This is a genomic window from Phreatobacter sp. AB_2022a (genome assembly GCF_026847585.1).
Taxonomy (GTDB): Bacteria; Pseudomonadota; Alphaproteobacteria; order Rhizobiales; family Phreatobacteraceae; genus Phreatobacter.
This window is the reverse complement of the sequence record NZ_JAPSET010000053.1, coordinates 1-22,722: the sequence shown is the minus strand read 5'-3', so window position 1 is coordinate 22,722 and position 22,722 is coordinate 1. Positions and strand designations below refer to the sequence as shown.

Sequence of the window (22,722 nt, the reverse complement as noted above, 5' to 3'; positions counted from 1 at the left end):
CCCGGGTCGCAGTCCGGCCGGCATCCGCCCGCTTTAGGGAAGCCGCCGCGCATCGCGGACATCAGGCGGCAAGACGGCCAAGGCCGGTGCGGCCCTCGCGTCTCCAGAACCTCCCTGCGCACAGGCCGGCAGCGCCGGCCGCTGGCGATCTGTCGGCGGCCGTCGACGGAACTGCGAGACCGCGCGCGTCGTTTGACGGACATCAAGGTGCCGGTTGCGAGATCCGCACAAGGTGGCCGCCGGGAGACACGCCATGCCCTTCGAACACATCAAGACCATCTTCGCGCCCGTCCTCCTGACCGATGAAGGTGATCTGGAGCCGGCACTGAAGCTTGCGGGATCGCTGGCCCAGGCGAGCGGCGCGCATGTGATCGCGCGCGTGCTCGGCGTCGAGGTTCCCCGAACCTACAGCCCGCTCAGCAGCGTCGCGGCGAACTATGTCGGCGAGGCCAACGAGGCCATGAAGAAGCGTGCGGATGCGCGCGCGCGGGATGCCGCCCATTTGCTTGGCGGCCACGCGCAGAGCGTCGACTGCCTTGCCCACACCGCGCCTCACGGCATTCTGGTCGACGAAATGCTCATGTTCGGCCGCCTGAGCGACCTGTCCGTGGTCAACCGCTCCACCGGCCGGTTCGACGAAAGTGGCGCGCTTCTCGAAACGCTGCTGTTCGAGAGCGGCCGGCCCGTCCTGGTCACGCCGCCCCAGGCCTCCGAGTTCCGGGCCCGGAATATCGTGGTCGCCTGGGACGGTTCGAGCCGGGCGGCCCGGGCGGTCGCGGATGCGATGCCGCTGCTGCGGGCCGCCGACCGCGTCGTCATCGTCTGCGTGACGAACGAGAAGGACCTGCGGCGGCCAAGCCCCGGCACGGACCTGGCCGACGCGCTCGCCCGGCACGCGATCAGGCCTGAAGTCAACAACCTCTCCGCATCAGACCGGAACGCGGCGCGCGCCATCCGCGAACATGCGGTCGCGGTGCAGGCGGATCTCGTCGTCATGGGCGCCTTTGCCCATTCCCGCCTGCGCCAGATGGTGCTTGGCGGCGTCACCGACAGCATGTTGCGCGATGCCGAGATCCCGCTGTTCATGTCGTACTGATGGTGATCGCGAGGCGGCCCCCGTCGGCGGCCGGCGCAACGACATCCGCAAGGAACGTGGCTCCCGCTGATGGGTCGTCAAAAACACGGAGGGCACGCCGCGCCTTGCGCAGCGCGCGGGGCTTGCGCATGACCCAGCGGAGGGCGGCCTTTCACTGCACATTTCCAGGCATGCTGGCGGCGCGCGACCAATCCGGCCTCCACCCGGACCGTTGTTCTTCGTATAAGGTCCTGATCGGGCGGACGCTTTAGCTGCGCGCGGCAGACCTCCGCGACAGCCGGCCCCTCGCCAATGCCTCTGCCTCTCGGGAACCCAGTCGCGGCCGCGACGTTAAGACCTGCGAAAGCATCGATGCTGAATGCGTGCGGCGGCCGGTCCGGGCCGTCTGTTGCTGGCGGCAATCCGCCGGAAACAGAGCCGGGACAGCCCCGCAATCCCGACGAAACAGCGGCAGCCCATTGTGGCCGTCGCGACAGAGGGACACGCCATGCCCAGGTCGAATCTCATTTTCCCGGCCATGCGGCCGGCTTCCGCCAATGCCCAGACGCTGGCCCTGATCGCGAGCGCTCTGGTGCTCGCGACCATTGTCGCCTTCCTCACCATGGTGTTCACCGCCTGGCCGGTGAGGGCCGAGGAAACGGCTCGTCCGGCGCCCCGCGAGATGCTGCAGCCGGCCAGTTTCGGCCGCCCGGCGGCTCTGCAGACCCCGTCGCCGACACCCGGCGCCTGTGACGAGGCCCTTGCCGCCTCGGAAACCGAGGTCAATGCGACGCTTGCGCGCTATGAGCAGATCGAGGAGCAGTCGCTCGATCAGCAGTGCCCGGCCCTGCGCGCCCATATCGACGCGCTCGCCCGCGCCGCGACCGTCGCCGACCGCTGCACTGCCGCGACGGAACGCGCGTCGAAGGTCAGCTTCATCCGCCAGACCGCCGCCGAATGGCGCGGCGTCGTCTCGACGAGCTGCCGGTGACGGGCGGGTGGCGAGTGGCGAAATAGCGACTGGAGTGCCCACTCGCCACGCGCCATTCGCTCACCCCTTGACTTGCTGCTTCACGGCGTCGATCAGCTGCTTCAGCGAGAAGGGCTTCGGCAGGAAGGAGAAATGCGAGCCTTCCGGCAGGTCCTTCTTGAAGGCGTCTTCGGCATAGCCTGAGACGAAGATCACCTTGATGTCGGGATTGGCCTTGCGCAGCTCGACCAGCAATGTCGGGCCATTCATTTCCGGCATCACCACGTCCGACACGACGAGATCGACCGAGCCCTGCGCTTCGGCCATCACCTCCAGCGCCTCGACGCCCGACGCCGCCTCCAGCACCGTATAGCCGCGCGAGGCGAGCGCCCGCGAGGCGAAAGCCCTTACCGCGTCCTCGTCCTCGACCAGCAGGATGGTGCCTGCGCCGGTATCGTCGCGTGCCGGCGGCGGTGCCGCAGTCGGCACCGGCGCGGAGACGTCGGCGGCCGGCGCTTCGATCTTGCCCGCGACGAGGGTTGCAGCGGCCGGCGCTGGTGGCGGCACATCCTCGGCGGCCTCGACATGGCGCGGCAGGAAGATGCGGAAGGTCGTGCCCTTGCCGACCTGGCTGTCGACGAAAATATAACCGCCGGACTGCTTGACGATGCCGTAGACGGTGGAAAGCCCCAGCCCCGTGCCCTTGCCGACCTCCTTGGTGGAGAAGAACGGGTCGAAGATCTTCTGGACGATTTCCTCCGGGATCCCCGTGCCGGTATCGGTCACCTCGATGAGCACGCTGTCGGTCGCCGGCGCCTCCACCGGCTGATCCTTGGCATCGTGGCGCCGCATCTCGTCGGCGGGCACGTTGACCGTGCGGATGGTCAGCTTGCCGCCGTCGGGCATGGCGTCGCGGGCATTGACCGCCAGGTTGAGAATGACCTGCTCGAGCTGGGTGACGTCGGCCCGCACCGGCCAGAGGTCGCGACCATGGATCATGTCGAGGCCGACGCGCTCGCCGAGCGAGCGGCGCAGCAGCATGGAGAGATCCGACAGCACGTCGCCGAGCTGCACGACCTGCGGCCTGAGCGTCTGCTTGCGCGAGAAGGCCAGCAGCTGGCGTACCAGGCTCGCGGCGCGATTGGCGTTCTGCTTGATCTGGCTGATGTCGTTGAACGAGGGATCTGCCGGCTTGTGGTTCATCAGCAGCAGATCGGCATGGCCGATGATCGCCTGCAGCACGTTGTTGAAATCGTGCGCCACGCCGCCGGCGAGCTGGCCGACCGCGTTCATCTTCTGCGACTGGGCGAACTGTTCCTGCAACTGCCGGAGCTCGGTCGTCTCGACCGCATAGACGATCGCCACCTCGCCCGGCTGGTCGGGATCGTCGGCCGGCGCCACGAAGAACCGCGCGAAACGGTTGGCGTCGCCCTGCAGCGCGCCGTCGACCGGCGTCAGGTCGCCCCGCCCGCCCGCCGCCTCGGCGATGGCCTGCGACAGGCCCTGGCGCGAGCTGTCCTTGACCAGCGACAGGATCGAACGCGGCCCGACCTCGCCGACCGGCAGCAGCTCGGCCGACAGCCGCGCGAAGATCGGGTTGGAGCGGCCGACATGGCCGGCCTTGTCGACGGTGGCGATGCCGAGCGGCGAATTGTTGAAGAAGCGGGCAAAGCGCACCTCGGCAGCCCGCAGGCTGTCCGCCGCCTCGCTGCCGCGCCCGCGATCGATCACTAGCGTGCGCGACGAACCGGCCGTGCCGTCGCCCGCGAAGGCCACCTTGTGCAGCAGCCGGACCGGCAAGGCCTCGCCGCCGCGCTTCTTCAGGTCGAGGTCGAAGGTGGCGGTGCGCACCTCGCCGGGGACCGGCGTCACCGTCCGCAGCAGCGCCGCGCCATCGGCCGCCAGGATGTCGGCGAGCGCCAGCCCGCCGGGCCCGACTTCGGCCAGATCGTGATCGAGCCAGCCGGCGAGCGTCGCGTTCATGTAGGCGATCTCGCCATTCGGCTCCATCGAGAAGAAGCCGGCCGGCGCGTGATCGAGGAAGTCGATCGCCTTCTGCAGCGTCTCGAAGGCGCTCTCGGCATTCTGGCGGTCGCGGGTAATGTCCTCCACCGTCCAGACCGTGGCCTTGCCGAGACCGCGCGGCGCCTGCAGGCCGTCCCGCACCAGCGGGCGCACGCGCAGCCGGAACCAGCGGGCGCTGTCGGGACCGGGCTGGCGCACCTCTTCCTGATGCCGACGTCCCTCGCGCGCCGCCTGCGACAGGCGGTAGATCGCCTCCGACACGTCGGGAGCGCTGGAAAAGGCCCGCTCGACGCCGCGCACGTCGGTTTCGCCGGTCGCCCCGGTCAGCTCCAGATAGCTCGGATTGGCATAGAGCACCCGGCCGGACGGTTCGGTGACGACGGCCGCGTCCGGCATGCTGTCGACCATCGCCTTGGTGAAGTCGTTGCGGCTCTCCTCGGTGGCGAAACGCAGAATACCCGCGGCATGAGCGAACAGCGAGAAGACGCCGACCACCGCCAACAGCGCCAGGAGGCCGATCACGTAGGGATAGGCATTGTCCCGGCCCATCGCGAGGAAGAACAGGGCGGCGCCGACCAGCACGAGCGCCACCGCCAGCACCATGCCGGTCGAGCCCGAACGGTCCGAGCGATCGACTGCGCGCGCCGCGCTGCCTTTCTGCGATGTCGCGCCCGCCTTGGCGCGAGCGTTCTTTTCGGCGATAGCCATGGCCTGAAGTGCCGTTCTGGGAACCGAGGGGCCGCCATGAGCCATAAGGACCCATGGTCCATGGCAGCCTCTGGTGAGCGAATCCGGGCTTGTCCCCGATCTGACCGGTAGTCGTGCCGGTTCCAGGCCGAACTGGCAAGTCCGACAGGGAGACGGCGCCGGGAAATCAAGATCCGGGACCATTGTGGCATGGCTGCATCACGATCCTGTATGGCCGGGCAACAACCGGTTGCAGGAACGACCGGGCCTGCCTACCTCCTGACCTCATTCACGTCTTGCCCGCGCGGTATGCCGGCCCCGGCCGCGCCAGGCTGTCCACCCGAAAGGCCCGGCAGGACCCTCCATGGCAGCCAAGCTCGAATTCGGACTGGACACGTTCGGCGACGTCACCACCGGGCCGGACGGCCAGCTCAAGGCCCATGCGGCCGTCATTCGCGACGTGGTCGACGAAGCCGTGCTGGCCGACCAGCTGGGCATCGATTTCATTGGCCTCGGCGAGCATCACCGCGCCGACTTCGCCATTTCCTCGCCGGAGGTGGCGCTGGCGGCGATTGCCGGCCGCACCGAACGCATTCATCTCGGCTCGGCCGTCACCGTGCTGAGCTCGGACGATCCCGTGCGCGTGTTCCAGCGCTTCGCGACGCTGGACGCCGTCTCCGGCGGCCGGGCCGAGGTGATCCTCGGCCGCGGCTCCTTCACAGAATCCTTCCCGCTCTTCGGCTACAGGCTCGACCAGTACGAGACGCTGTTCGAGGAGAAGCTCGACCTGTTCGCCGCGCTGATCAGCCAGGAGCAGGTGAGCTGGCAGGGCACCACCCGCGCCGGCCTGACCAACCAGCGCGTCTTCCCGCCGGTCGAGACCGGACGGCTCAAGACCTGGATCGGCGTCGGCGGCAGCCCTGAATCAGTGGTCCGCGCCGCGCGCTACGGCCTGCCGCTGATGCTCGCCATCATCGGCGGCGACGCCAAGCGGTTCCGGCCCTATGTTGACCTCTATCACCGGGCGCTCGCCGAGCTCGGCCAGCCGGGCCAGCCGGTCGGCGTGCATTCGCCAGGATATGTCGCCGACACCGACGACAAGGCCCGCGAGGAGCTCTGGCCCGACTACAAGCGCATGCGCGACCGGATCGGCGCCGAGCGCGGCTGGCCGCCGATGGGTCGGCAGGAGTTCGACCAGGAGGCCGAGCGCGGCTCGCTCTATGTCGGCTCGCCCGAAACGGTCGCACGCCGCATCGCCGCCACCGTCAAGGCGCTCGGCGCGGACCGGTTCCAGCTCAAGTACAGCGCCGGCCCGCTGCCGCACGACAAGCTGATGCGCAGCATCGAGCTCTACGGGTCGAAGGTGATCCCGATGGTGCGCGACATGCTGGCCTGACCCGGTCAATCCGCTGCCTGCGGACGCGGCGCCGCAGCCGCGTCGAAGCGTGCCGGCGCGCGGGATTGGAAGGCACTGCGTTTCCAATTCCCGCGCGCGGAAATGACAGCAGGGCTTTGCCGGCCCGCGATTTACATCGGCCGGCAATAAGGATATTCATTATCCGGAATTAATGCGGGACGCATCGAATGGTGAACTGCGGTCGATGATCCTCAAAAGCCAGGTCGAGTGGGTGCTTCACTGTTGCGCCATCCTTGCGAGCCTGCCGGACGGGCGCTTTCTTTCGACGAAATCCCTCGCCGAGCTCCACGGCCTGCCCAAGGAATATCTTTCGAAAGCTCTGCAGAGCTTGTCGCAGGCCGGCCTCGTCCATACGTCTCTCGGCCCGTCCGGCGGCTATCGACTGGCGAAAGCACCGGGCGAACTGACTTTTCTCGATATCATCGAGGCTGTGGAAGGTGGCGGCCGGACCTTCGTCTGCAACAATATCCGCGCCAACAATCCCTGTCGTCCGAAAGGCTATTGCGAAAGCAGCCCGTGCGCGATCGCGAGGATCATGTGGGAGGCCGATGAAGCCTGGCGCGGCAAGCTGCGGAGCGTGACGCTGGCCGATCTCGTCGCGACCCTGGCCGAAGAGGTCCGACCGGACATCTGGGCCGGCACTTTCGAATGGGTGATGAAGCGAACGGGTTGAGCAGTGCCCGCCGCATGTCATGCCGAAGCGCGGTCCGCCTTCCGCGTCTCCGGACTGTTCGACAAGCTGGTCGGTTGGGCGGCTGACGCCAGGGACCGGCTGTCCGCTTCGGGAGCCCAGAGATAGCTCTGCGGGGGCGGAGCGAAAGCAAGGCCGCTGGCCTCGCACTGGCGGTGCACGGCACCGATGACCTCGTTCCGGGCCGGCGTGCGATTGGCTGGACCATTCACGCGAAACTGCAGCTCGGCCTCGATCGCAATGGCGTCGATCGCCTTGAGCGCGACGATCGGCGCGGGATCCTGGACGACATGGCCACAGCTTCGCAAAGCGGCGGTCATTGCGCTTGCCACGACATGCGGCGGGTGCGGTGCCGCGATCCGGACCACCAGGGCGATCATGTGCGTTTCGTCGGGACGCGTGAGATTGGTCAGCCCGGCTTTGGCAAGGGCGCTGTTTGGAACAACCACGACGTTGTGGGCGGGCGTGAGAATTTGGGTCGAGCGCCAGTTGTTCTCGACGACACGGCCCTCCGTACCATCACCGAGCTGGATCCAGTCGCCGATGGCAAAAGGCCTTCCGAGCGTCAGCGCAACGCCGGAAAACAGGTCGGCAAGCATATTCTGAAGAGCAAGGCCCAAAATGATGGCGACGACGCCGGATGTGGCGACGAGCGTGCCGACAGGCGCACCGAACACGAAGCCGACGATCGAGAGCGTCACGCCGAGATAGACCGCCGCGACGATGAGGTCCTGGAGAAGCCGTGCCTCCCGGGGCCGGCCATCGAGGACGAGGTAGATTCGCACGAAGCCGATGGCTGCCCAGGCAAGATGGATCCACCAGAGCAGGCGTGCCGCTATTTTGAAAAGATGCAGGCCCTCGACCGGCTCTGCCGTGCCGATCTGGTAGGGACGGATCTCGCCGAACGCCAGGACGGCGGTCATGCCGGCAAAAAAGATGATCTGGACGACCAGCCGGGCTGTTGGCCTGCTGCGGCCCTGAAGGTGCCACACGACGATGCCGGCAATGCCCAGAAGGTTGACCCAAACCAGCGCGTAGAAGGCGTGCGCGTCGGACATGGCGCGACCTCGATGCGTTCAAGGGACGTCGCCGGCGCGGCGCGTTGCCCGGAGAGCCGGGATGCCGGCCGCGGCGAATGCTAGGATGGCTTGCGGCCCACTGTTGCGAACCATTGCTCGAAGCTGATGTGACCCAGCCGGGGGCTGGCGTTCGAGACCAGCGACCCGTCGTCCAGCCGCGCGCCGAAATAACGGGCCTCGGGGTCGGCTTCGACCCTGCGCGCATCGCCGAGCGCGGCCAGGTAGCGGCCGACCAGCTGATTCAGGCGCATGCGCTCCGGTCCGGCGATTTCGACGATGCCGTTGGCCGGCGCCGCCAATGCAACCTCGGCCATCACATCGGCCACGTCGTCCGAGGCGATCGGCTGCACGAAGGCCGGCGACAGGCGCACGGTATCGCCCGCGGTGCCCGACTGGGCGATACCGCCGAGAAACTCCATGAACTGCGTCGAATGAACAATGGTATAGGCGATGCCCGACGCAGCGATCAGGCGCTCCTGAACGAGCTTGGCGCGAAAATAGCCGCTCTCCTGCAGGCGCTCGGTTCCGACCACGGAAAGTGCGACGTGATGCTTCACTCCGGCGGCCTTCGCCGCTGCCAGCAGATTGCGCCCCGACGTCTCGAAAAATGCCATGACGGCCTTGTCGTCGAAGGAGGGCGAATTGGCGAGATCGAGGACGACCTGCGCCCCGGCCAGCGCCTCGGCGAGACCTTGACCGGTGAGCGTATTCACACCCGTGTTCGGCGAGGCCGCGACGACATCGTGGCCCTGCCTGCGCAGGCGTTCCGTCGTTTTTGAACCGATGAGGCCGGTTCCGCCGATGATGACGATTTTCACAAGACTCTCCCTCCGCCGCCGCTCGCGGCGCGGTCATGGTTCGGATCGTTGCGGGATGGAACGGGTCTAGCTCAGGCCGGCCTTGTCGAGGCCATAGAGCTTGTCGGTGGACCCTGGCACGGTCCTGAAGGCAATGGCGAGGCGGTTCCAGGCATTGATGGCCATGATCGCGAAGGTCAGATCGGAAACGTCCTTCTCCGACAGTTGGCCGCGAACACGCTCGTAGAGTTCGTCGGGAATGCCGCCTTCCGGCAGTTTGGTGACGGCTTCCGTCCAGGCGAGCGCGGCGCGCTCACGCGGATTGAACAGGCCGGATTCACGCCAGATCGCCACGTGATGGAGTCGCAATTCGCGCTCGCCATGGAGCTTTGCTTCCTTCACATGCATGTCGAGACAGTAGGCGCAGCCATTGATCTGGGACGCCCGGATATTCACCAGATCGCGAATGCTCTGCTCGATCGCGTTCCCCTTCATGGCCACGCTGAGATCGGACATTTTCCTGAAAAGCTCGGGCGATTGCTGGGCGTAGTTCAAGCGTTGTGTCACCGCACACTCCTATTTAAGGATATCAAATATCCTTATGGATATAAAATATCCGCAATCGCTGGACGGTAAAGCCCCCTACCCTCTAAGCTGCGGGCATAAGGCCTATGTCGAAACGTACGAGGCGAGGAATGGACATCGTGTCGGCGCTGAAAACCTATCTGCGCGTCGTCGAGACAGGCTCGTTCTCGGCAGCCGCCGTCGACCTCGGACTGACGCAGCCCGCGGTCTCCCGGCAGGTTTCGGCGCTGGAGGCTCATTTCAGCTCCAGGTTCCTGCACCGGACGACGAATGCGCTTGCGCTGACCGCAGAGGGCGAACGCATGATTCCGCTGGCACTGAAGGTCATCGAAGCCGTCGATGCGCTCGGCGAGACGGCGGATCGGGAAGGGGCAGCGGCATCGGGAAAGGTCAGGCTCAGCGTGCCGGCTCCCCTCGGCCTATATCTGAGCGACCGCCTGCCGGCACTGCTCGATGCCCATCCACGGCTGCAGCTGGAGCTGATCTTCCGCGGAGAACCATCCGACCTGGTTGCGGAGGCGATCGACCTCGAGGTCCGGCTCGGCGATGCGGGCAGCAGCGGCCTGATCTGCCGGCGCATCGGCTGGACGACGGCATTTCTCGTCGCCTCCCCCGACTATCTCAAACGAAGGGGCGCGCCGCGCAGCCCGGAAGACCTCCCGGGCCACGATTGCATGTGCTACGACCGCGGCGGCAATGGGCGATCCTGGCGCTTCTCCAACGGAGCGGATGACATTGCGGTGCGCGTTGCCCCGCGCCTCGTCGCCAACAACCCGGTCGCCGTTCATCGCGCAGCGCTCATGGGCGGCGGTCTTGCCATTCTCTCCCATATCTTCGTGAACGATGACATCGAGGCCGGACGGCTGACGAATGTGATGCCGGGCTTTCCACCCCTGAGGCTTCCGATCAACGTCGTCTATCCGTCCCGCCGCAATCTGCCGCTACGCGTCCGGACGGTTCTCGATTTCATGATCGATGTCGTGCGCCAGGATGCCCTGATGGCATCGGCCGGATGACGACGTTCCGGCATGCCGCAGAACCGATGCGCGCCGCCTCCGCGCAACCAGCCGGCAAGCCGCCGTGCGCAGTTTGGCCGCAAGAACCGGGGTGCTGGCGGGCCCGCCTCGGTCGATCCTGCCCCCGGAAGCAATTCGACCGCGCGGGAGACCGACATGCCGACATCCGCCCAGGTGAGCCGCCCGATGACGCCGCTCGAATGGACCATGCTCCTGGCCCTCGCCACGGTCTGGGGCGGCTCGTTCTTCTTCAACGCGATCGCGGTGCGCGAACTGCCGGTCTTCACCGTCGTGGTCGCGCGCGTCGCGCTCGCCGCGCTGCTGCTGTTCGGCCTCCTGAAGGCCCTCGGCCAGTCGCTGCCGAGCGACCGGCGCGTATGGGCCGCCTTCTTCGGCATGGGCCTGCTCAACAATGCCATCCCCTTCTCGCTGATCGTCTGGGGCCAGCAATCGATCGCCTCGGGCGTCGCCTCGATCCTCAACGCCTCGACGCCGCTCTTCACCGTGCTCCTCGCCCATGCCCTGACGTCGGACGAAAAGATGACGGGCAACCGTCTCGCCGGCGTCGTCATCGGCTTCGTCGGCGTCGCGGTGATGATCGGCCTCGATGCCGCCCAGACGCTCGGCAACCACGTCGCGGCCCAGCTCATGTGCCTCGCCGGCGCGGTCTCCTATGCGCTCGCCGGGATTTTCGGCCGGCGCTTCCGGGCCATGGGCGTCGCCCCGCTCGCCACCGCGACCGGCCAGGTGGTCGCCTCCAGCATCCTGCTCATTCCGCTCATGCTGGTCGTCGACCAGCCCTGGACGCGGCCGCCGCCGAGTCCCGCCGCGATCGGCGCGCTGATCGGCGTCGCGGCACTGTCGACCGCCCTCGCCTACGTCCTCTATTTCCGGATCCTGGCGACGGCCGGCGCCACCAATCTGCTGCTCGTCACCTTCCTGATCCCGGTCAGCGCCATCCTGCTCGGCATCCTCGTCCTCAACGAGGCGCTGCTGCCGAAACACCTTGCCGGCATGGCCCTGATCGGCCTCGGCCTTGCCGCCATCGACGGCCGGCCCTGGCAGGCACTGCGCCGCCTTGGCGCCGGCGGCGCCAGGCCGCGCGGTCGCGGCGATCTGCCGTCCGGCTGAAGGCCGGCGCGGCCGGCGCCAGCGTCTCCCGGCTTGACGCTACGTGAAGAAACGTCGCACAACGTCACGGTCGCGCCGTCCTCGTCACAGCCGCCGCCCGATCCTCGTCGGGGGCGGCCAGCACCGTGAGATCAGTCGACCGTGAACATGCTCAAGGCCTGGTGGAGGATGCTGGCATCGCCGCGCCTCGATCTCACCCTTGCCACCCATAGCGGTCTCACCACGCGCATCGTCGGGCGCCCCGGCGCCATTCTTGACGATGCCGATCTCGACCGCCTGGTCGCCGGCCTCAGGACGGTCGCCGCGCGCACGCTGGCGGCGGGCGAGCTCACCTATGGCGTCTTTTCGGGCGACCGGGAGCGGCTGTCGAAGACCATCGTCACGCTGATCACCGAGACCGCGACCGGCAAGCCGATCGCCTTCAACGCCCTCGCCCTGATGGATACGACCGTCGACGGAGAGCCCGCCGAGGTCATGCATCTCGGCCTCGTCATGGTCGACCCCGACGTCCGCGGCAAGGGCCTGTCCGGCGTGCTCTACGGCCTGACCGTGTTGATCCTGTTCCTGCGCGGCGGCCTGCGCCCGCGCTGGATCTCCAACGTGACGCAGGTGCCGGCCGTCGTCGGCATGGTCTGCGAGACCTTTTCCGACGTCTTCCCCTCGCCCGATCCCGGCGCGCGCCAGAGCTTTGCGCATCTCAGCCTCGCCCGGCAGATCATGCGCCGGCACCGCGCGGTTTTCGGCGTCGGCGCCGATGCCGGCTTCGACGAACGACGCTCGGTGATCACCAATGCCTATACCGGCGGCTCCGACGACCTGAAGAAGAGCTTCGAGGCGGCGGCGGCGCATCGCGAAGCCCGCTACAACGACTTCTGCCGCAAGGAACTCGACTATGTGCGCGGCGACGACATCCTGCAGCTCGGCCGCATCGACCTCGCCGCAGCGCGCCGCTATCTGATCGGCCAGCTGCCGCGCGGCTCGCTGCCGGCTGTCGCCGGAGCGGGCCTGTTCGTCATGCTGCAGCGGCTGGTCCTGCCGGTGCTGCATTGGCTCGACACGACAAGACCCTTCGGCACGCTCCGGCCCGGCAATGTCCCTGCGGACCCGCTCGGCCCCCCTCGCGGCGGCTCGCTGCCGCCGCCGGCACCGGACAGCACGGCATGACCTCCTTCGACTATGGCCAATTCACCACCCGCAACATCGGCTTCGTGACGCCGGCCGAGCAGCAGCGGCTGCGCGAAACCATCATCTTCGTCTGCGGCGTCGGCGGCATGGGCGGCGCCGCCTTCATGGCGCTGGTGCGCGCCGGCATCGGCCGCTTCGTCATTGCCGACATCGACGTCTTCGAGGTCTCCAATCTCAACCGGCAGGTCTTCGCCACCGCCGAGACCATCGGCCGGCCGAAGGCCGAGAGCGCTGCTGCGGCGGCGCGCGCCATCAACCCCGACATCGCGATCGAGGTCGTCGGTGCCGAATGGGTCGACCGTCTCGCCGAGATCGCCGCCCGCTGCCGGATCATTGTCAACGGCATGGACGACATTCCCGCCGGCATTCATCTCTACCGCACAGCGGCCGCCGCCGGCGCGACCGTGATCGACGCCTACATGTCGCCCCTGCCCTCGGTCACCGTGGTCCGGCCCGAGGACCCGCGGCCGGAACAGCGGCTCGGCTATCCGACCGTCGGCAAGCCCTGGCGCGACATCGGCGAAGCCGACCGGCGCGCCGCCATGCTCGCTGAAATCGAACATGTCATGCTGCATTCCTCCTCGCGCCGCCATGTCGATCTCGCCATTGCCGCCGAGGTCGCGGCCGGCCGGCGCAGCCGCATGTCCTTCGCGCCCATGGTGATCTCCACCGGCATGCTGATGGCCTACGAGGCGATCGCACTGGCGCTCGGCAAACGCACAGGCACCGACTGCCGCGGCTGGTTCTTCAATCCGCACGCGCCCAAGGTCGAACGGCCGCTGCCCGGCCCGGTCGCCGCACTCCTGCGGCCGCTGGTGCGGCGGGCCCTCAAGCGCATGGTGGGCGGCTGATGGGGCCGGGCGTCGCAGCGGATTCGATCGTCAACCTCTGCGGCGCCGGAGGCCTCGCGATCGCGATCCTGATCTTCCGGGCGCGCGACCCGCAGGGACCCCTGACCCGGCGCTTCGCTTTCGTCCTCGGCATCGTCGCCTTCGTCCTGCTCGCGCGCGGCGTCGGCTGGCTGACCGGCAGCGCCACGCTCGAACAGCTCGCCGTCGCCGCCGCCGCGATCATTCCGCTCGGCGCACTGCTCGTCGTCGAGGGCATGCTCCGCCGGCATGCGCCGCGCGCCGTCAAGCTTGCCGTGCTGGCCGGCACGCTGGTCCTCGCGCCGGCCGGCCTGCTGGCCGGCGGCGACTGGGCCGAGCGCATCGAAATGGCGCTCGCCCTGTTCCAGCTCGCGACCTTTGCGGTCTGCGGCCTCCTGCTGTTGAGCCGCGACCGCGGTTCGCTGTCGGAAGCCGAGAACCGCGGCGTCTTCAGGCTCGGCATCGCCGCTCTCGCGGTGCTGCCGTTCATCCTGTCCGACTTCCGCGCCTTCTTCCCCGGCGTGCCGGTGCGGGCGGGCGCCCTCGGCGCCCTGCTCGTCGTCACCTTCGCGCTGGTGGCCGACACCGCCAATGACGGCCGGCGCGGCCACGTCCTGATCCTCGGCCTGCGCATCTCGGCCGGCCTGTTGCTCGGCCTCGCGCTCGCCGCGGTCGCGCCCATTGCCGATACGGCGGACGTCATCCGCTTCGCCGCCGTGACCCTCGCCGGCATCCTGTTCATCGGCCTCCTCGTCGATGCCGCGCGCGCCGTGGTCGGCGCCGGCGCGCCGGGCCTGCTCGACCGGATCGCCAACGCCCCGCCCGGCACGCGCGACGAACTGATCGCGGAACTCGCCCGCCATCCGCCGTTCGAAGGCGCCCGGCGCCTTTCGGCCGCCGACCTTCTCCCGTTCGATCCGGAGATCCTCGCCGTCGCCCTCGGCGACCGCCTGGTGGTGCGCCGCGCCGATCGGCCCTGGAACCGGCCGGCCGACGATCCTGCCGGCGAGCGCCTGGCCGCCCTGATGGCGACGTTCGGCGCAAGCCACCTCATCGTCATCGGCCGCGACCCGCTCGACCTCGTCGCCGTGCCGGTGCCGCTCGTCATGGCCGACAGGGCGAGCGAAACGGCGCTGCTGCTCGCCGCACGCCTGATCGCCGCGGCACCGGAGATGCGCGCATGATCGCGGTGACCTCGGGCGATGTCGCGGCAGCCTATGCCGTCACGGAGGAGGTCTACGGCCGGACCTCGCCCTATGTGCCGCCGATGCGGTCGGATTTCGCGCGGATGTTCGATCCGGCCCGCAACCCGTTCGTCACCGAAGGGCATGGCCGGTTCGCCCTGTTCGTCGCCTGGCGCGGCGGCCGGCCGGTCGGCCGCATCGCCGCGAGCGTGCACGACGCCTCCAACCTGAAGCACGGCACGCGGCGGGCGCAGTTCGGCTTCTTCGACTGCGCCGACGATGCCGAGGTGGCATCCGCCCTGCTCGGCGCGGCCGAGGACTTCGCCCGGGCGGCCGGCATGGCCGAGCTTTCGGGCAACTTCAACCTGACGGCCATGCAGCAGGTCGGCGTCGTCACCGCCGGCTTCGACAGCGCGCCCTATACCGACATGGTCTACAGCCCGCCCCACATTGCTGCGCTGCTGACCGCTCACGGCTATGCCCCGGCCTTCCCGATGACCACCTTCGAGACCGATCTCACCCGGCTCGACCCGCAGAGCCTGATCGGGCCGGCGCAGCAGGCGGTCCTCGACGACCCGGCCTTCCAGTGGATGCCGATCGACCGCGCCCATTTCGACACGCGCCTTGCCGAGGCACGGGCGGTGCTGAACGACGGCTTTGCCGAGAACCCCATGTTCGTGCCGACCAGCCCGGCCGAATACCGGTTCCAGGCCGGCGATATGATGTGGGTGATCGACAAGCGCATTTCATGCCTCGTCCACCATGCCGGCCAGCCGGTCGGCGTGGTCCTGGTCATTCCCGACCTCAATCCGCTGGTGAAGGCCGCGCGCGGCCGCATGGGTCTCGCCTTCGCCTGGCATTTCCTGCGCCAGCGCCTCACCAACCGGCGCGCCGTGCTGATCTACCAGTCGGTGTCGCGCGCCATGCACGGCCGCGGCATCAACGGGGCGATGCTGGCGCGTGTCGTCGCCGCCTTGAAGGCTGCCGGCTACGACCGGCTCGGCACGACCTGGATCGCCGACATCAACCGCCCGAGCCTCCGGCAGATGGAGAAGCTCGGCGCCAGGCCGCTGCACAGGCTGCACCTGTTCACCAAGGCCCTGACGCCCGCCCACCCGACGGAGGCGACATGATCGCGATCGATCGAGACCTGCTCGAAGCCCTGGTTGCCGAGGCCCGGCTCGCTCCCAGCGCGCACAATATCCAGCCGACCCGCGTCGGCCTCGACGGCGGCGCCATCCTGCTGCGCGCCGATCCGGACCGGCGCCTGCCCGCGGCCGATCCGACCGGCCACGACGTCCGCCTGTCGCACGGCGCCTTCCTGGAAGGCCTTTCCCTCGCGCTCGGCCGGCGCGGCCTCGTGCTTGCCGACATCGCATTGGCGGGCGATGGCGCCGCCTCCGCCATAGCGCGCCTGACCATCGCCGCGGCGCCCGCGGGCGAAGCCGCCGATCCGCTCGAACGCCGGGTCGCGACCCGCGCGAGCTGGCGCGGCGGATTTCGCGCGCCCGATGCCGCCGCCGGGGCGGCCTTGGAACGCCTGCGCGCGGCGAATTCCGACCTTCTCGTCGTCGACGACCGCGAAGCATTGCGCCGGATCGGGGCGCTCGCCGACCGCGCCGCCCTCGCTCTTCTGAGCGAGCATGGCCCGCGGACCGAGCTCCTGGCCTGGATGCGTCTGTCGAAGCGCCATCCGGACTATCACCGCGACGGGCTCAATGCCGAGGCCATGGCCCTCAGCCGCATCGAGGCCTTCGCCGCCGGCCTGGTGCTCGGCCCCCTGTTCGCGCCGCTCTCGCGCCTGGGGCTCGCCGCCTCGCTGGTCGCCGAAGCGCGCAAGAGCGCCGGGGCCAGCGCCCTCGTCCTGTTCCACCGGCCGGAGGGCGAAGACCCGCTCGTCAGCGGCCGTGCCTTCTACCGCGCCTGGCTCGGCTTCGATGCCGAAGGGTTTGCCGCCTGCCCCATGTCCGTCCTGGTCGACTGGCCCGAAGCGAAAGCCGATCTCACCGCGGCGCATCCGCCGCCCGCCGGCCGCCGTCTCGTCAACGTCTTCAGGATCGGCCTGCCCGACCGCGCGAGGCCGATCGTCCACAGCCGGCTGCCGGTGGCGGAGCTTCTGGGCGAATAGCGAATGGCGAGTGGCGAACGAGGTCGCTGCGTGACGGCCCCCTTCGACGGCCCTCCATTCGCTATTCGCCACTCGCCATTCGCTCTCACAACAGCTTCAGATATTCGATCAGCGCGCGCCGCTCCTCGGCGCTCAGGTCCGACACCTCGCGCTCGTGGCCGCGATTGGAGAAACCGGTCCGGCGCGTATCGATCTCGACCGATCCGGCAAAGGGCCGGTAGTCCGAAGGATCGCGCCAGACGCCATCGGGGCCTGGTGCGAGCGCGAGGCCGACATTGGCGAGGTCGAGCCGGTGGCCGCCCACCATGAACCGCGTGGGACGCGTGTCCGGTTCCAGCAGATGGCGCAGCGTCGGCACCGATCCGTTGGTGAAGTAGGGCGCGGTGGCCCAGACGCCCGATAGCAGTGGCGCCGCCAGCCGCCCGGTCGCCGCCGCGGTCAGGTAGCGGGAATAGACCGTCGCATTGACCCGCCCGGCGAGCGCCTGGTCGAAGGCCTTCACCCGGCTCATGTCGGTGCCCACATCGCCGGCCCAGTTGGGGAAGGCGGTCAGCCGCGGCCGATCGAGATCCTCGTCATAGGTTCCGTGGCAGACGGCGCAGGCGCGCACATAGACTGCCCTGCCGGACGGCAGGAGACCGCGGTCGACGGGCCCGGGAAAGCGTTGCGGTCGATACTGGCCGAGAAAGCCGGCAATCTCGGTGAAGGCGGGGATCGCGGCGAGCGCCCGCTCCGGCGCCATGCCCATGCTGGGCACGGTGAACAGCGAACCGATGCGCGCGAGATCCCGCGGATCGGCCCTGGCCGCCGCCTCCGCCGTGCGAGGCGCGAAACGCGGCGCGCCGGGCGGCGCATAGGCCCCGTCGGCGAGCAGGGCGCTGCGGAAGGCGCGGTCGGCGAGGTCCGGAATGGAGACATACCCCCCCGCGGCCAGGCGATGGCCCGCGGGCACCAGGCCCAGCCTGAACTTCAGCGCGGCGACGCCATTGGTCAGCCCCGGCGCGCCGTTGCCGAAGGGCAAGGGCTGGTCGCCGCCGGTCACCAGTTCGGCCATGCGGGCGCGCGCCCGCGGCAGCACCAGCCAGTCGAGGCTCAGCCGCTCGCGCCAGGAGAGATCTGGAAACAGCTGGTCGATCGCACGCCAGAGCGCCGCCTCGTCAGCAAAGGCCAGCTTCAGCGCGCGATAGACGCGCTGGGCATAGGCTTCGAGGTCGAGCGAGGTGTTCGGCATGCCGAGCATCGGCCGGGACGGCGTCGGCCGCCCATCCGCGTCGTAGGCGGTGCCGCCATGGCAGGCCGCGCAGCTCAGATTGACCGCGGTCACGCGCAGCGGCGGAACGAGCCGCTCGACGCGGCCCCGGACAAGGCCGAGCGGCAGGCGCGGCCGCTCGCCCGGCGCCGCTTCCGGATAAAGGAAGCCGACCGCAAGGAAGGCCGCCTCGACCTGGTCGGGCGAAACCTTGCCGGCATCGCCGCCGGTCGCGTCCAGCGCCAGCGCCGCGCTCAGCACCACCCAAGGCAGAGCCGAAGTCTCCAGCGTATCGAGATCGAGATTGCCGAGATCGCCATGAGCAAACTGGAGCGTGCCGCGGAGCCGCGCGTCGTCGGGCAGCACCGCGGGCAGGCGATCGGACCGGGCCGGCGCGCTACGCGTCAGTTCCCAGGCGGCGAGAATGCCGATGGTGGCAAGCGCTGCCACCGCTGTCGCGACGGCGCGGATCCAGGGTCTTCGGCCAGGTCTGACGGTCATCGGGCCTTCCGGCGCTCAAGATCACGGCGCGAATGCTATGGCCGCCGCAGGCGGCGGGAACAAGGCAGGGCCGGCGTGCCAGCTCAGCGCAGCGTGCCTTTCAGGCGCATGACGTAGCCGATGACTTCGGCCACCGCCTTGTAGTGCTCCTCGGGCACTTCCTGGTCGATCTCGACGGTCGCGTGCAGGGCGCGGGCTAGCGGCTGGTTCTCGACGATGGGCACCTGCGCGCCCGTGGCGATCTCGCGGATCTTCAGGGCGATGAGATCGGCACCCTTGGCGACGCAGACCGGCGCGGTCATGCCCGACTCGTAGCGCAGCGCCACGGCGAAGTGTGTCGGGTTGGTGATGACCACCGTCGCCTTCGGCACGTTGGCCATCATGCGCTTGCGCGACCGCTCGCGCCGGATCTGCCGGATCTTGGCCTTGATCTCGGGATTGCCGTCCGACTGCTTGAACTCTTCCTTCAGCTCCTGGAAGGTCATGCGCTGGCGCTGATACCAGGAGCGGTACTGGTAGAAATAGTCGCCCGCCGCCAGCACCGCGAGAATGGCGACCACCGCATAGAGAATGCTGAGGATGATGCCGAGCGTGTGCGGCAGCAGCGCCGCGACGTCCATGCGCACCAGCGCGTCGATCACCTGGCGCTCCGGCCAGAGCACGGCGAACATGACCGTGCCGACAATGCCGATCTTGGCGAGGCCCTTGATGAAATTGACCAGGGCTTCCTTGCCGAAGATCCGCTTGAAGCCGGACATCGGCGAGATCTTCGAAAATTTCGGCTTGAGGCTTTCGCCCGACAGCACCAGCCGGTGCTGGATCATGTTGCCGGCAATCCCCGCAAGGAACAGGCCGAGCAGCGGCAGCCCGATGGCGGCCGCCACCGCCAGCGCCATCGACAGGAACAGCTGCATCAGCCCGGCCCTGTCGACCGTAACGAGATCGGCATTGCCGATCAGGGCCTTCAGGGGCTGGGCGAGGTTGCTGGCCGACCCCATGGCAGTGACCGCGACCAGCAATGTCGCGGCGAACAGGATGAACCAGGCGACGAGATCCTGGCTCTTGGCGACGTCGCCCTTCTTCAGCGCGTCATCGAGCTTCTTCTGCGTCGGGTCCTGTGTCTTCTGGTCCTTGTCGTCGTCGCCCTCGGCCACCCGTCACCTCCGGCCGACGGCGAGTTCGTGGAGCAAGGTCTCCAGATGGCCGGTGTAGTGGACCATCATGACGCCGATGACCAGCATCAGGATGAGGAAGCCGACGCCGATGGACAGCGGCATGCCGACGAAGAAGACCTGCATTTGCGGCATCAGCTTGGACAGCACGCCGAGGCCGACATTGAACACCAGCGAGAAGACGAGGAAGGGCGCCGCCAGCTGGATCGCCACCATGAACGCCTTGCTCATGGCGCCGAGAACGAACATGGCCGCATCCCCGGAGATCGGCAGGACACCGGGGCGCAGCACCGAGAAACTGTCGGAGATCGCCGCAATGACCAGGTGATGCAGGTCGGAGGCGAAGACCACGGCAAGGCCGGTCAGGGTCAGGAAGGTGCCGATCACGGCGCCCTGCTGGCCCTGGGTCGGATCGACCTGCATCGCGAAGCCCAGGCCCATGGAATTGGCGATCACGACGCCGGCGGTCTGCAGCGCCGAGACGGCGATGCGCCCGGCCATGCCGAGGGTGAAGCCGACGGCGAGCTCCTGGAACAGCAGCATGGCGATGCCGGCCGGCCGGCCGAGATCGACGGCATAGGCCAGCCGGTGCAGCGGGAACAGCACCAGCGTCAGCAGCACGGCGACGCCGAGCCGGACGCGCATCGGCATGGCGCGCTCGCCGAGCCCCGGCATCAGCATCAGCATGGTGCCGACCCGGGCGAACATCAGGACGAAGACGACCGCAAAATCAGGCGTGAACGAGAAGGTCATGCCGGCATGCCCTCCCGCGCAGATCGACCCGCGCGATCAGACCTGATTCACCCGCCCGTGACCACCTTGGCCATGACGCGGGCCATGCAGCCGGCCATGAGGTCGCCCATGAACGGCAGAGTGATGAGCATGGTGGCGAAGATCGCGAGAATCTTCGGCACGAAGACCAGGGTCTGTTCCTGGATCTGCGTCAGCGCCTGGAACAGCGACACACCGACGCCGACGACCAGGCCGACGACCATCAGCGGCGCCGACACGAGGATCACGGTCAGGATGCCGTCGCGCGCCACGTCGAGAATATCGGCGGGGGTCATGGCGGCCGTCAGATCTGCATCCGCATGATCTCGTCATAGGCCTGCACGACCTTGTCGCGCACCGAGACCAGTGCCTCGATGGCCGTCTCGGTCTCCGAGACCGCGGTCACCACGTCGATGAGATCGGCGCGGCCGGCAGCCATCTGCTGCGAGCGCTGGTCGGTCGCCCGCGTCGTCTGCTCGAGGTTCTGCAGGGCGGCGTTCACCAGTTCGCCGAAGCCGCCGGGGCCGCCCTGGCCCGTCGCGCGCTGCAGGGATTGGGGCGCGAACAGGCGCGCCGTATTGGCATAGGCGTCTGCGGCAAGGGATGATGTCGACATGGTCATGCTTTCAGAAGGTCGATGGTGCGCTGCAACATGCGGCGCGTCGAGGTGACGACGTTGAGGTTGGCCTCATAACTGCGCTGGGCCTCGCGCATATCCATCGCTTCCACGAGGGAGTTCACGTTCGGGATCTTGACGAAGCCGCGGGCGTCCGCGGCCGGATGGTTGGGATCGTAACGCGTCTGGAAGTCGCCCTGGGTCTGGCGCACCGGCCCGAGCTGAACGGTGGTCGCCTGCAGCTCGCGATCGAAGCTGGTCCGGAACGTCGGCACCTTGCGCCGATAGGGATCGCCGCCGGCGGTCTCGGCGGTCGAATTGGCGTTGGCGATGTTCTCCGCCACCACCCGCATGCGGCCGGCCTGGGCGCGCATGCCGCCGGCGGCGATGCGCAGCGACCTGAGGAAATCAGTCGACATGGGCCTGGCTCCTACCGTTTGCCGAGCGCGGTGCGGATCAGGCCGAGCGAGCGCTGGTAGAGGCCGGTCACGGCCTGGTAGTCCATCTGATTCTGGGAAACCTTCAGCATCTCGTCTTCGAGATTGACGCGATTGCCGTCGGGCGTCGTGATGACGCCGGTGTCGCGCCTGACCTGATAGCGCGAGCCGCCGGGGTCGGAACCGGCAATGTGGCGCGCATCGGTCAGCCGCGTCGAGACGCCCGAGGGCTGCGCGCCCTGGACGAGATCGTTGAAGCTCAGCGCGCGCAGGTCGCGCGCCCGGTAGCCCGGCGTCTCTGCATTGGCGACATTCTCAGCGAGCAGCTTCTGGCGATCCTGGTGCCAGCGCATGCGGTCCCTGAGCATGGAAAATATCGGAATATCGGCAGCCCCCACGGGAATCTCCAGCCCCTTTCCCACTGGGCAAAGAATGCCGCCCGCATGGTTAACATCCCGTTAAGGGCAACACCCTGTTAACTTATCCCCATCGCGATTTGGCGGAGGCCGCCATGAACCGCTAGGCTCGGCGAAATCGACCTTCCGGACGCCCCGATCGGCCGGCCTTCTGCCCCGCCGGGCCCGATTTCTGGGGCTGGCCGCCACGTCGACCGCTTGGCGGCATAGCTCGGCGGAGCGATCCGGGTTAACCATCCGGAGAGGTTCAGACCGGCAAGCCTTGCCGGCTCCGTTAACCTCAACATAAACTTAACGGGCCTGAATGCGCCCGCTGCCGGTATGCATGGGATCGGTTCTGATGAATTTCATATCCAATCTTCTCGGTCCCAACGCGCCGCTCGCGCTCAATTTTGTCGTCGCCTTCTTCGTCGTTCTGCTGCTGATCGGGTTGGCCGCCTGGGTGTTCCGCATGGTGCGCGGCCGGGGGCTCGGCATTGGCGCTTCCGCGCGCGGCCGGCAGCCACGCCTGGCCGTCCTCGACTATGCCGATGTCGACGCCCGGCGAAAGCTGGTGCTGATCCGCCGCGACAATGTCGAACACCTGATCCTGCTCGGCGGGCCGACCGACGTGGTGATCGAGAACAATATCGTGCGCGGCGTGCCGGTTCAGGCGAGCGCCCTGCGCGAGGTCACGGCCGCGGCGATCAGCGAGCCGCCGCCGCCCGCGCCGGTGCCGGAA

Annotated in this window: 22 protein-coding genes and 1 pseudogene; 12 read left to right on the top strand and 11 right to left on the bottom strand. The window is 68.4% G+C overall.

Features of this window, described 5'->3' with window-relative positions:
- Positions 1-253: 253 nt before the first annotated feature.
- Both OZ671_RS27135 and OZ671_RS27130 read left to right on the top strand, forming a co-directional pair.
- Entirely contained in the window at positions 254-1,096 is an 843-nt protein-coding gene (locus OZ671_RS27135; protein WP_268863605.1) for a universal stress protein, read from the top strand.
- Between the two features lie 487 nt (positions 1,097-1,583).
- Complete coding sequence (locus tag OZ671_RS27130) at positions 1,584-2,066, top strand: hypothetical protein (protein WP_268863604.1); 483 nt, start codon at positions 1,584-1,586, stop codon at positions 2,064-2,066.
- A 60-nt stretch (positions 2,067-2,126) separates the two neighbouring features.
- On the opposite strand, the gene cckA is transcribed toward OZ671_RS27130, so the two are convergent.
- Positions 2,127-4,778 carry a cell cycle histidine kinase CckA gene (gene cckA / locus OZ671_RS27125; RefSeq protein ID WP_268863603.1) on the bottom strand — a complete coding sequence of 884 codons (2,652 nt, stop codon included), beginning with the start codon at positions 4,776-4,778 and terminating at the stop codon, positions 2,127-2,129.
- Positions 4,779-5,121: 343 nt separating this feature from the next.
- Here cckA and OZ671_RS27120 point away from each other — a divergent pair, with 343 nt between their 5' ends.
- Both OZ671_RS27120 and OZ671_RS27115 read left to right on the top strand, forming a co-directional pair.
- Positions 5,122-6,153: an LLM class flavin-dependent oxidoreductase gene (locus OZ671_RS27120; RefSeq protein ID WP_268863602.1), complete on the top strand. Its 1,032-nt coding sequence runs from the start codon at positions 5,122-5,124 to the stop codon at positions 6,151-6,153.
- Positions 6,154-6,358: 205 nt separating this feature from the next.
- Positions 6,359-6,847, top strand: a complete 489-nt coding sequence (locus OZ671_RS27115) for an Rrf2 family transcriptional regulator (RefSeq protein WP_268863601.1) — start codon at positions 6,359-6,361, stop codon at positions 6,845-6,847.
- Positions 6,848-6,864: 17 nt separating this feature from the next.
- On the opposite strand, the gene OZ671_RS27110 is transcribed toward OZ671_RS27115, so the two are convergent.
- The 3 genes from OZ671_RS27110 to OZ671_RS27100 form a co-directional block, all read right to left on the bottom strand.
- The gene (locus OZ671_RS27110) at positions 6,865-7,923 is read right to left on the bottom strand and encodes a mechanosensitive ion channel family protein (RefSeq protein ID WP_268863600.1); all 1,059 of its coding nucleotides are present in this window, start codon (positions 7,921-7,923) and stop codon (positions 6,865-6,867) included.
- An 80-nt stretch (positions 7,924-8,003) separates the two neighbouring features.
- Positions 8,004-8,762 carry an SDR family oxidoreductase gene (locus OZ671_RS27105; protein WP_268863599.1) on the bottom strand — a complete coding sequence of 253 codons (759 nt, stop codon included), beginning with the start codon at positions 8,760-8,762 and terminating at the stop codon, positions 8,004-8,006.
- A 66-nt stretch (positions 8,763-8,828) separates the two neighbouring features.
- Positions 8,829-9,308 carry a carboxymuconolactone decarboxylase family protein gene (locus tag OZ671_RS27100; RefSeq protein WP_268863598.1) on the bottom strand — a complete coding sequence of 160 codons (480 nt, stop codon included), beginning with the start codon at positions 9,306-9,308 and terminating at the stop codon, positions 8,829-8,831.
- Between the two features lie 128 nt (positions 9,309-9,436).
- Here OZ671_RS27100 and OZ671_RS27095 point away from each other — a divergent pair, with 128 nt between their 5' ends.
- From OZ671_RS27095 to OZ671_RS27065, 7 genes are all read left to right on the top strand, one after another.
- Positions 9,437-10,342, top strand: coding sequence for a LysR family transcriptional regulator (locus OZ671_RS27095; RefSeq protein ID WP_268863597.1), 906 nt, complete (start codon positions 9,437-9,439; stop codon positions 10,340-10,342).
- Between the two features lie 156 nt (positions 10,343-10,498).
- A complete protein-coding gene (locus tag OZ671_RS27090) occupies positions 10,499-11,473 on the top strand; it encodes a DMT family transporter (RefSeq protein WP_268863596.1) in 975 nt (324 codons plus the stop codon).
- Between the two features lie 147 nt (positions 11,474-11,620).
- Complete coding sequence (locus OZ671_RS27085) at positions 11,621-12,637, top strand: hypothetical protein (protein ID WP_268863620.1); 1,017 nt, start codon at positions 11,621-11,623, stop codon at positions 12,635-12,637.
- Positions 12,634-13,509 carry a ThiF family adenylyltransferase gene (locus OZ671_RS27080; RefSeq protein ID WP_268863595.1) on the top strand — a complete coding sequence of 292 codons (876 nt, stop codon included), beginning with the start codon at positions 12,634-12,636 and terminating at the stop codon, positions 13,507-13,509. The genes OZ671_RS27085 and OZ671_RS27080 overlap by 4 nt, the downstream gene beginning before the upstream one ends.
- On the top strand, positions 13,509-14,711 hold the full coding sequence (locus tag OZ671_RS27075; protein ID WP_268863594.1) for a hypothetical protein: 1,203 nt from the start codon (positions 13,509-13,511) through the stop codon (positions 14,709-14,711). Before OZ671_RS27080 ends, OZ671_RS27075 begins: the two co-directional genes overlap by 1 nt.
- On the top strand, positions 14,708-15,844 hold the full coding sequence (locus OZ671_RS27070; protein ID WP_268863593.1) for a GNAT family N-acetyltransferase: 1,137 nt from the start codon (positions 14,708-14,710) through the stop codon (positions 15,842-15,844). The genes OZ671_RS27075 and OZ671_RS27070 overlap by 4 nt, the downstream gene beginning before the upstream one ends.
- The gene (locus OZ671_RS27065) at positions 15,841-16,839 is read left to right on the top strand and encodes a hypothetical protein (RefSeq protein WP_268863592.1); all 999 of its coding nucleotides are present in this window, start codon (positions 15,841-15,843) and stop codon (positions 16,837-16,839) included. The genes OZ671_RS27070 and OZ671_RS27065 overlap by 4 nt, the downstream gene beginning before the upstream one ends.
- Positions 16,840-16,924: 85 nt before the next feature.
- On the opposite strand, the gene OZ671_RS27060 is transcribed toward OZ671_RS27065, so the two are convergent.
- The 7 genes from OZ671_RS27060 to flgB form a co-directional block, all read right to left on the bottom strand.
- Positions 16,925-18,589: a hypothetical protein gene (locus OZ671_RS27060; protein WP_268863591.1), complete on the bottom strand. Its 1,665-nt coding sequence runs from the start codon at positions 18,587-18,589 to the stop codon at positions 16,925-16,927.
- An 83-nt stretch (positions 18,590-18,672) separates the two neighbouring features.
- A complete protein-coding gene (gene flhB / locus OZ671_RS27055) occupies positions 18,673-19,743 on the bottom strand; it encodes a flagellar biosynthesis protein FlhB (RefSeq protein WP_268863590.1) in 1,071 nt (356 codons plus the stop codon).
- A 3-nt stretch (positions 19,744-19,746) separates the two neighbouring features.
- Positions 19,747-20,514: a flagellar biosynthetic protein FliR gene (gene fliR, locus OZ671_RS27050; protein WP_038306202.1), complete on the bottom strand. Its 768-nt coding sequence runs from the start codon at positions 20,512-20,514 to the stop codon at positions 19,747-19,749.
- Positions 20,515-20,561: 47 nt separating this feature from the next.
- Complete coding sequence (fliQ, locus tag OZ671_RS27045; protein WP_038306204.1) at positions 20,562-20,828, bottom strand: flagellar biosynthesis protein FliQ; 267 nt, start codon at positions 20,826-20,828, stop codon at positions 20,562-20,564.
- 8 nt (positions 20,829-20,836) lie between these two features.
- Complete coding sequence (gene fliE / locus OZ671_RS27040) at positions 20,837-21,148, bottom strand: flagellar hook-basal body complex protein FliE (RefSeq protein WP_038306206.1); 312 nt, start codon at positions 21,146-21,148, stop codon at positions 20,837-20,839.
- A 2-nt stretch (positions 21,149-21,150) separates the two neighbouring features.
- Entirely contained in the window at positions 21,151-21,567 is a 417-nt protein-coding gene (gene flgC, locus OZ671_RS27035) for a flagellar basal body rod protein FlgC (protein ID WP_268863589.1), read from the bottom strand.
- 11 nt (positions 21,568-21,578) lie between these two features.
- Positions 21,579-21,953 (bottom strand): flagellar basal body rod protein FlgB, encoded by a 375-nt coding sequence (flgB, locus tag OZ671_RS27030; RefSeq protein ID WP_268863588.1) that lies wholly within the window; start codon positions 21,951-21,953, stop codon positions 21,579-21,581.
- Positions 21,954-22,341: 388 nt separating this feature from the next.
- On the opposite strand from flgB, the pseudogene OZ671_RS27025 reads away from it, so the two are divergent.
- Positions 22,342-22,722 (top strand): annotated as a pseudogene (locus OZ671_RS27025) (flagellar biosynthetic protein FliO); the annotation flags it as partial.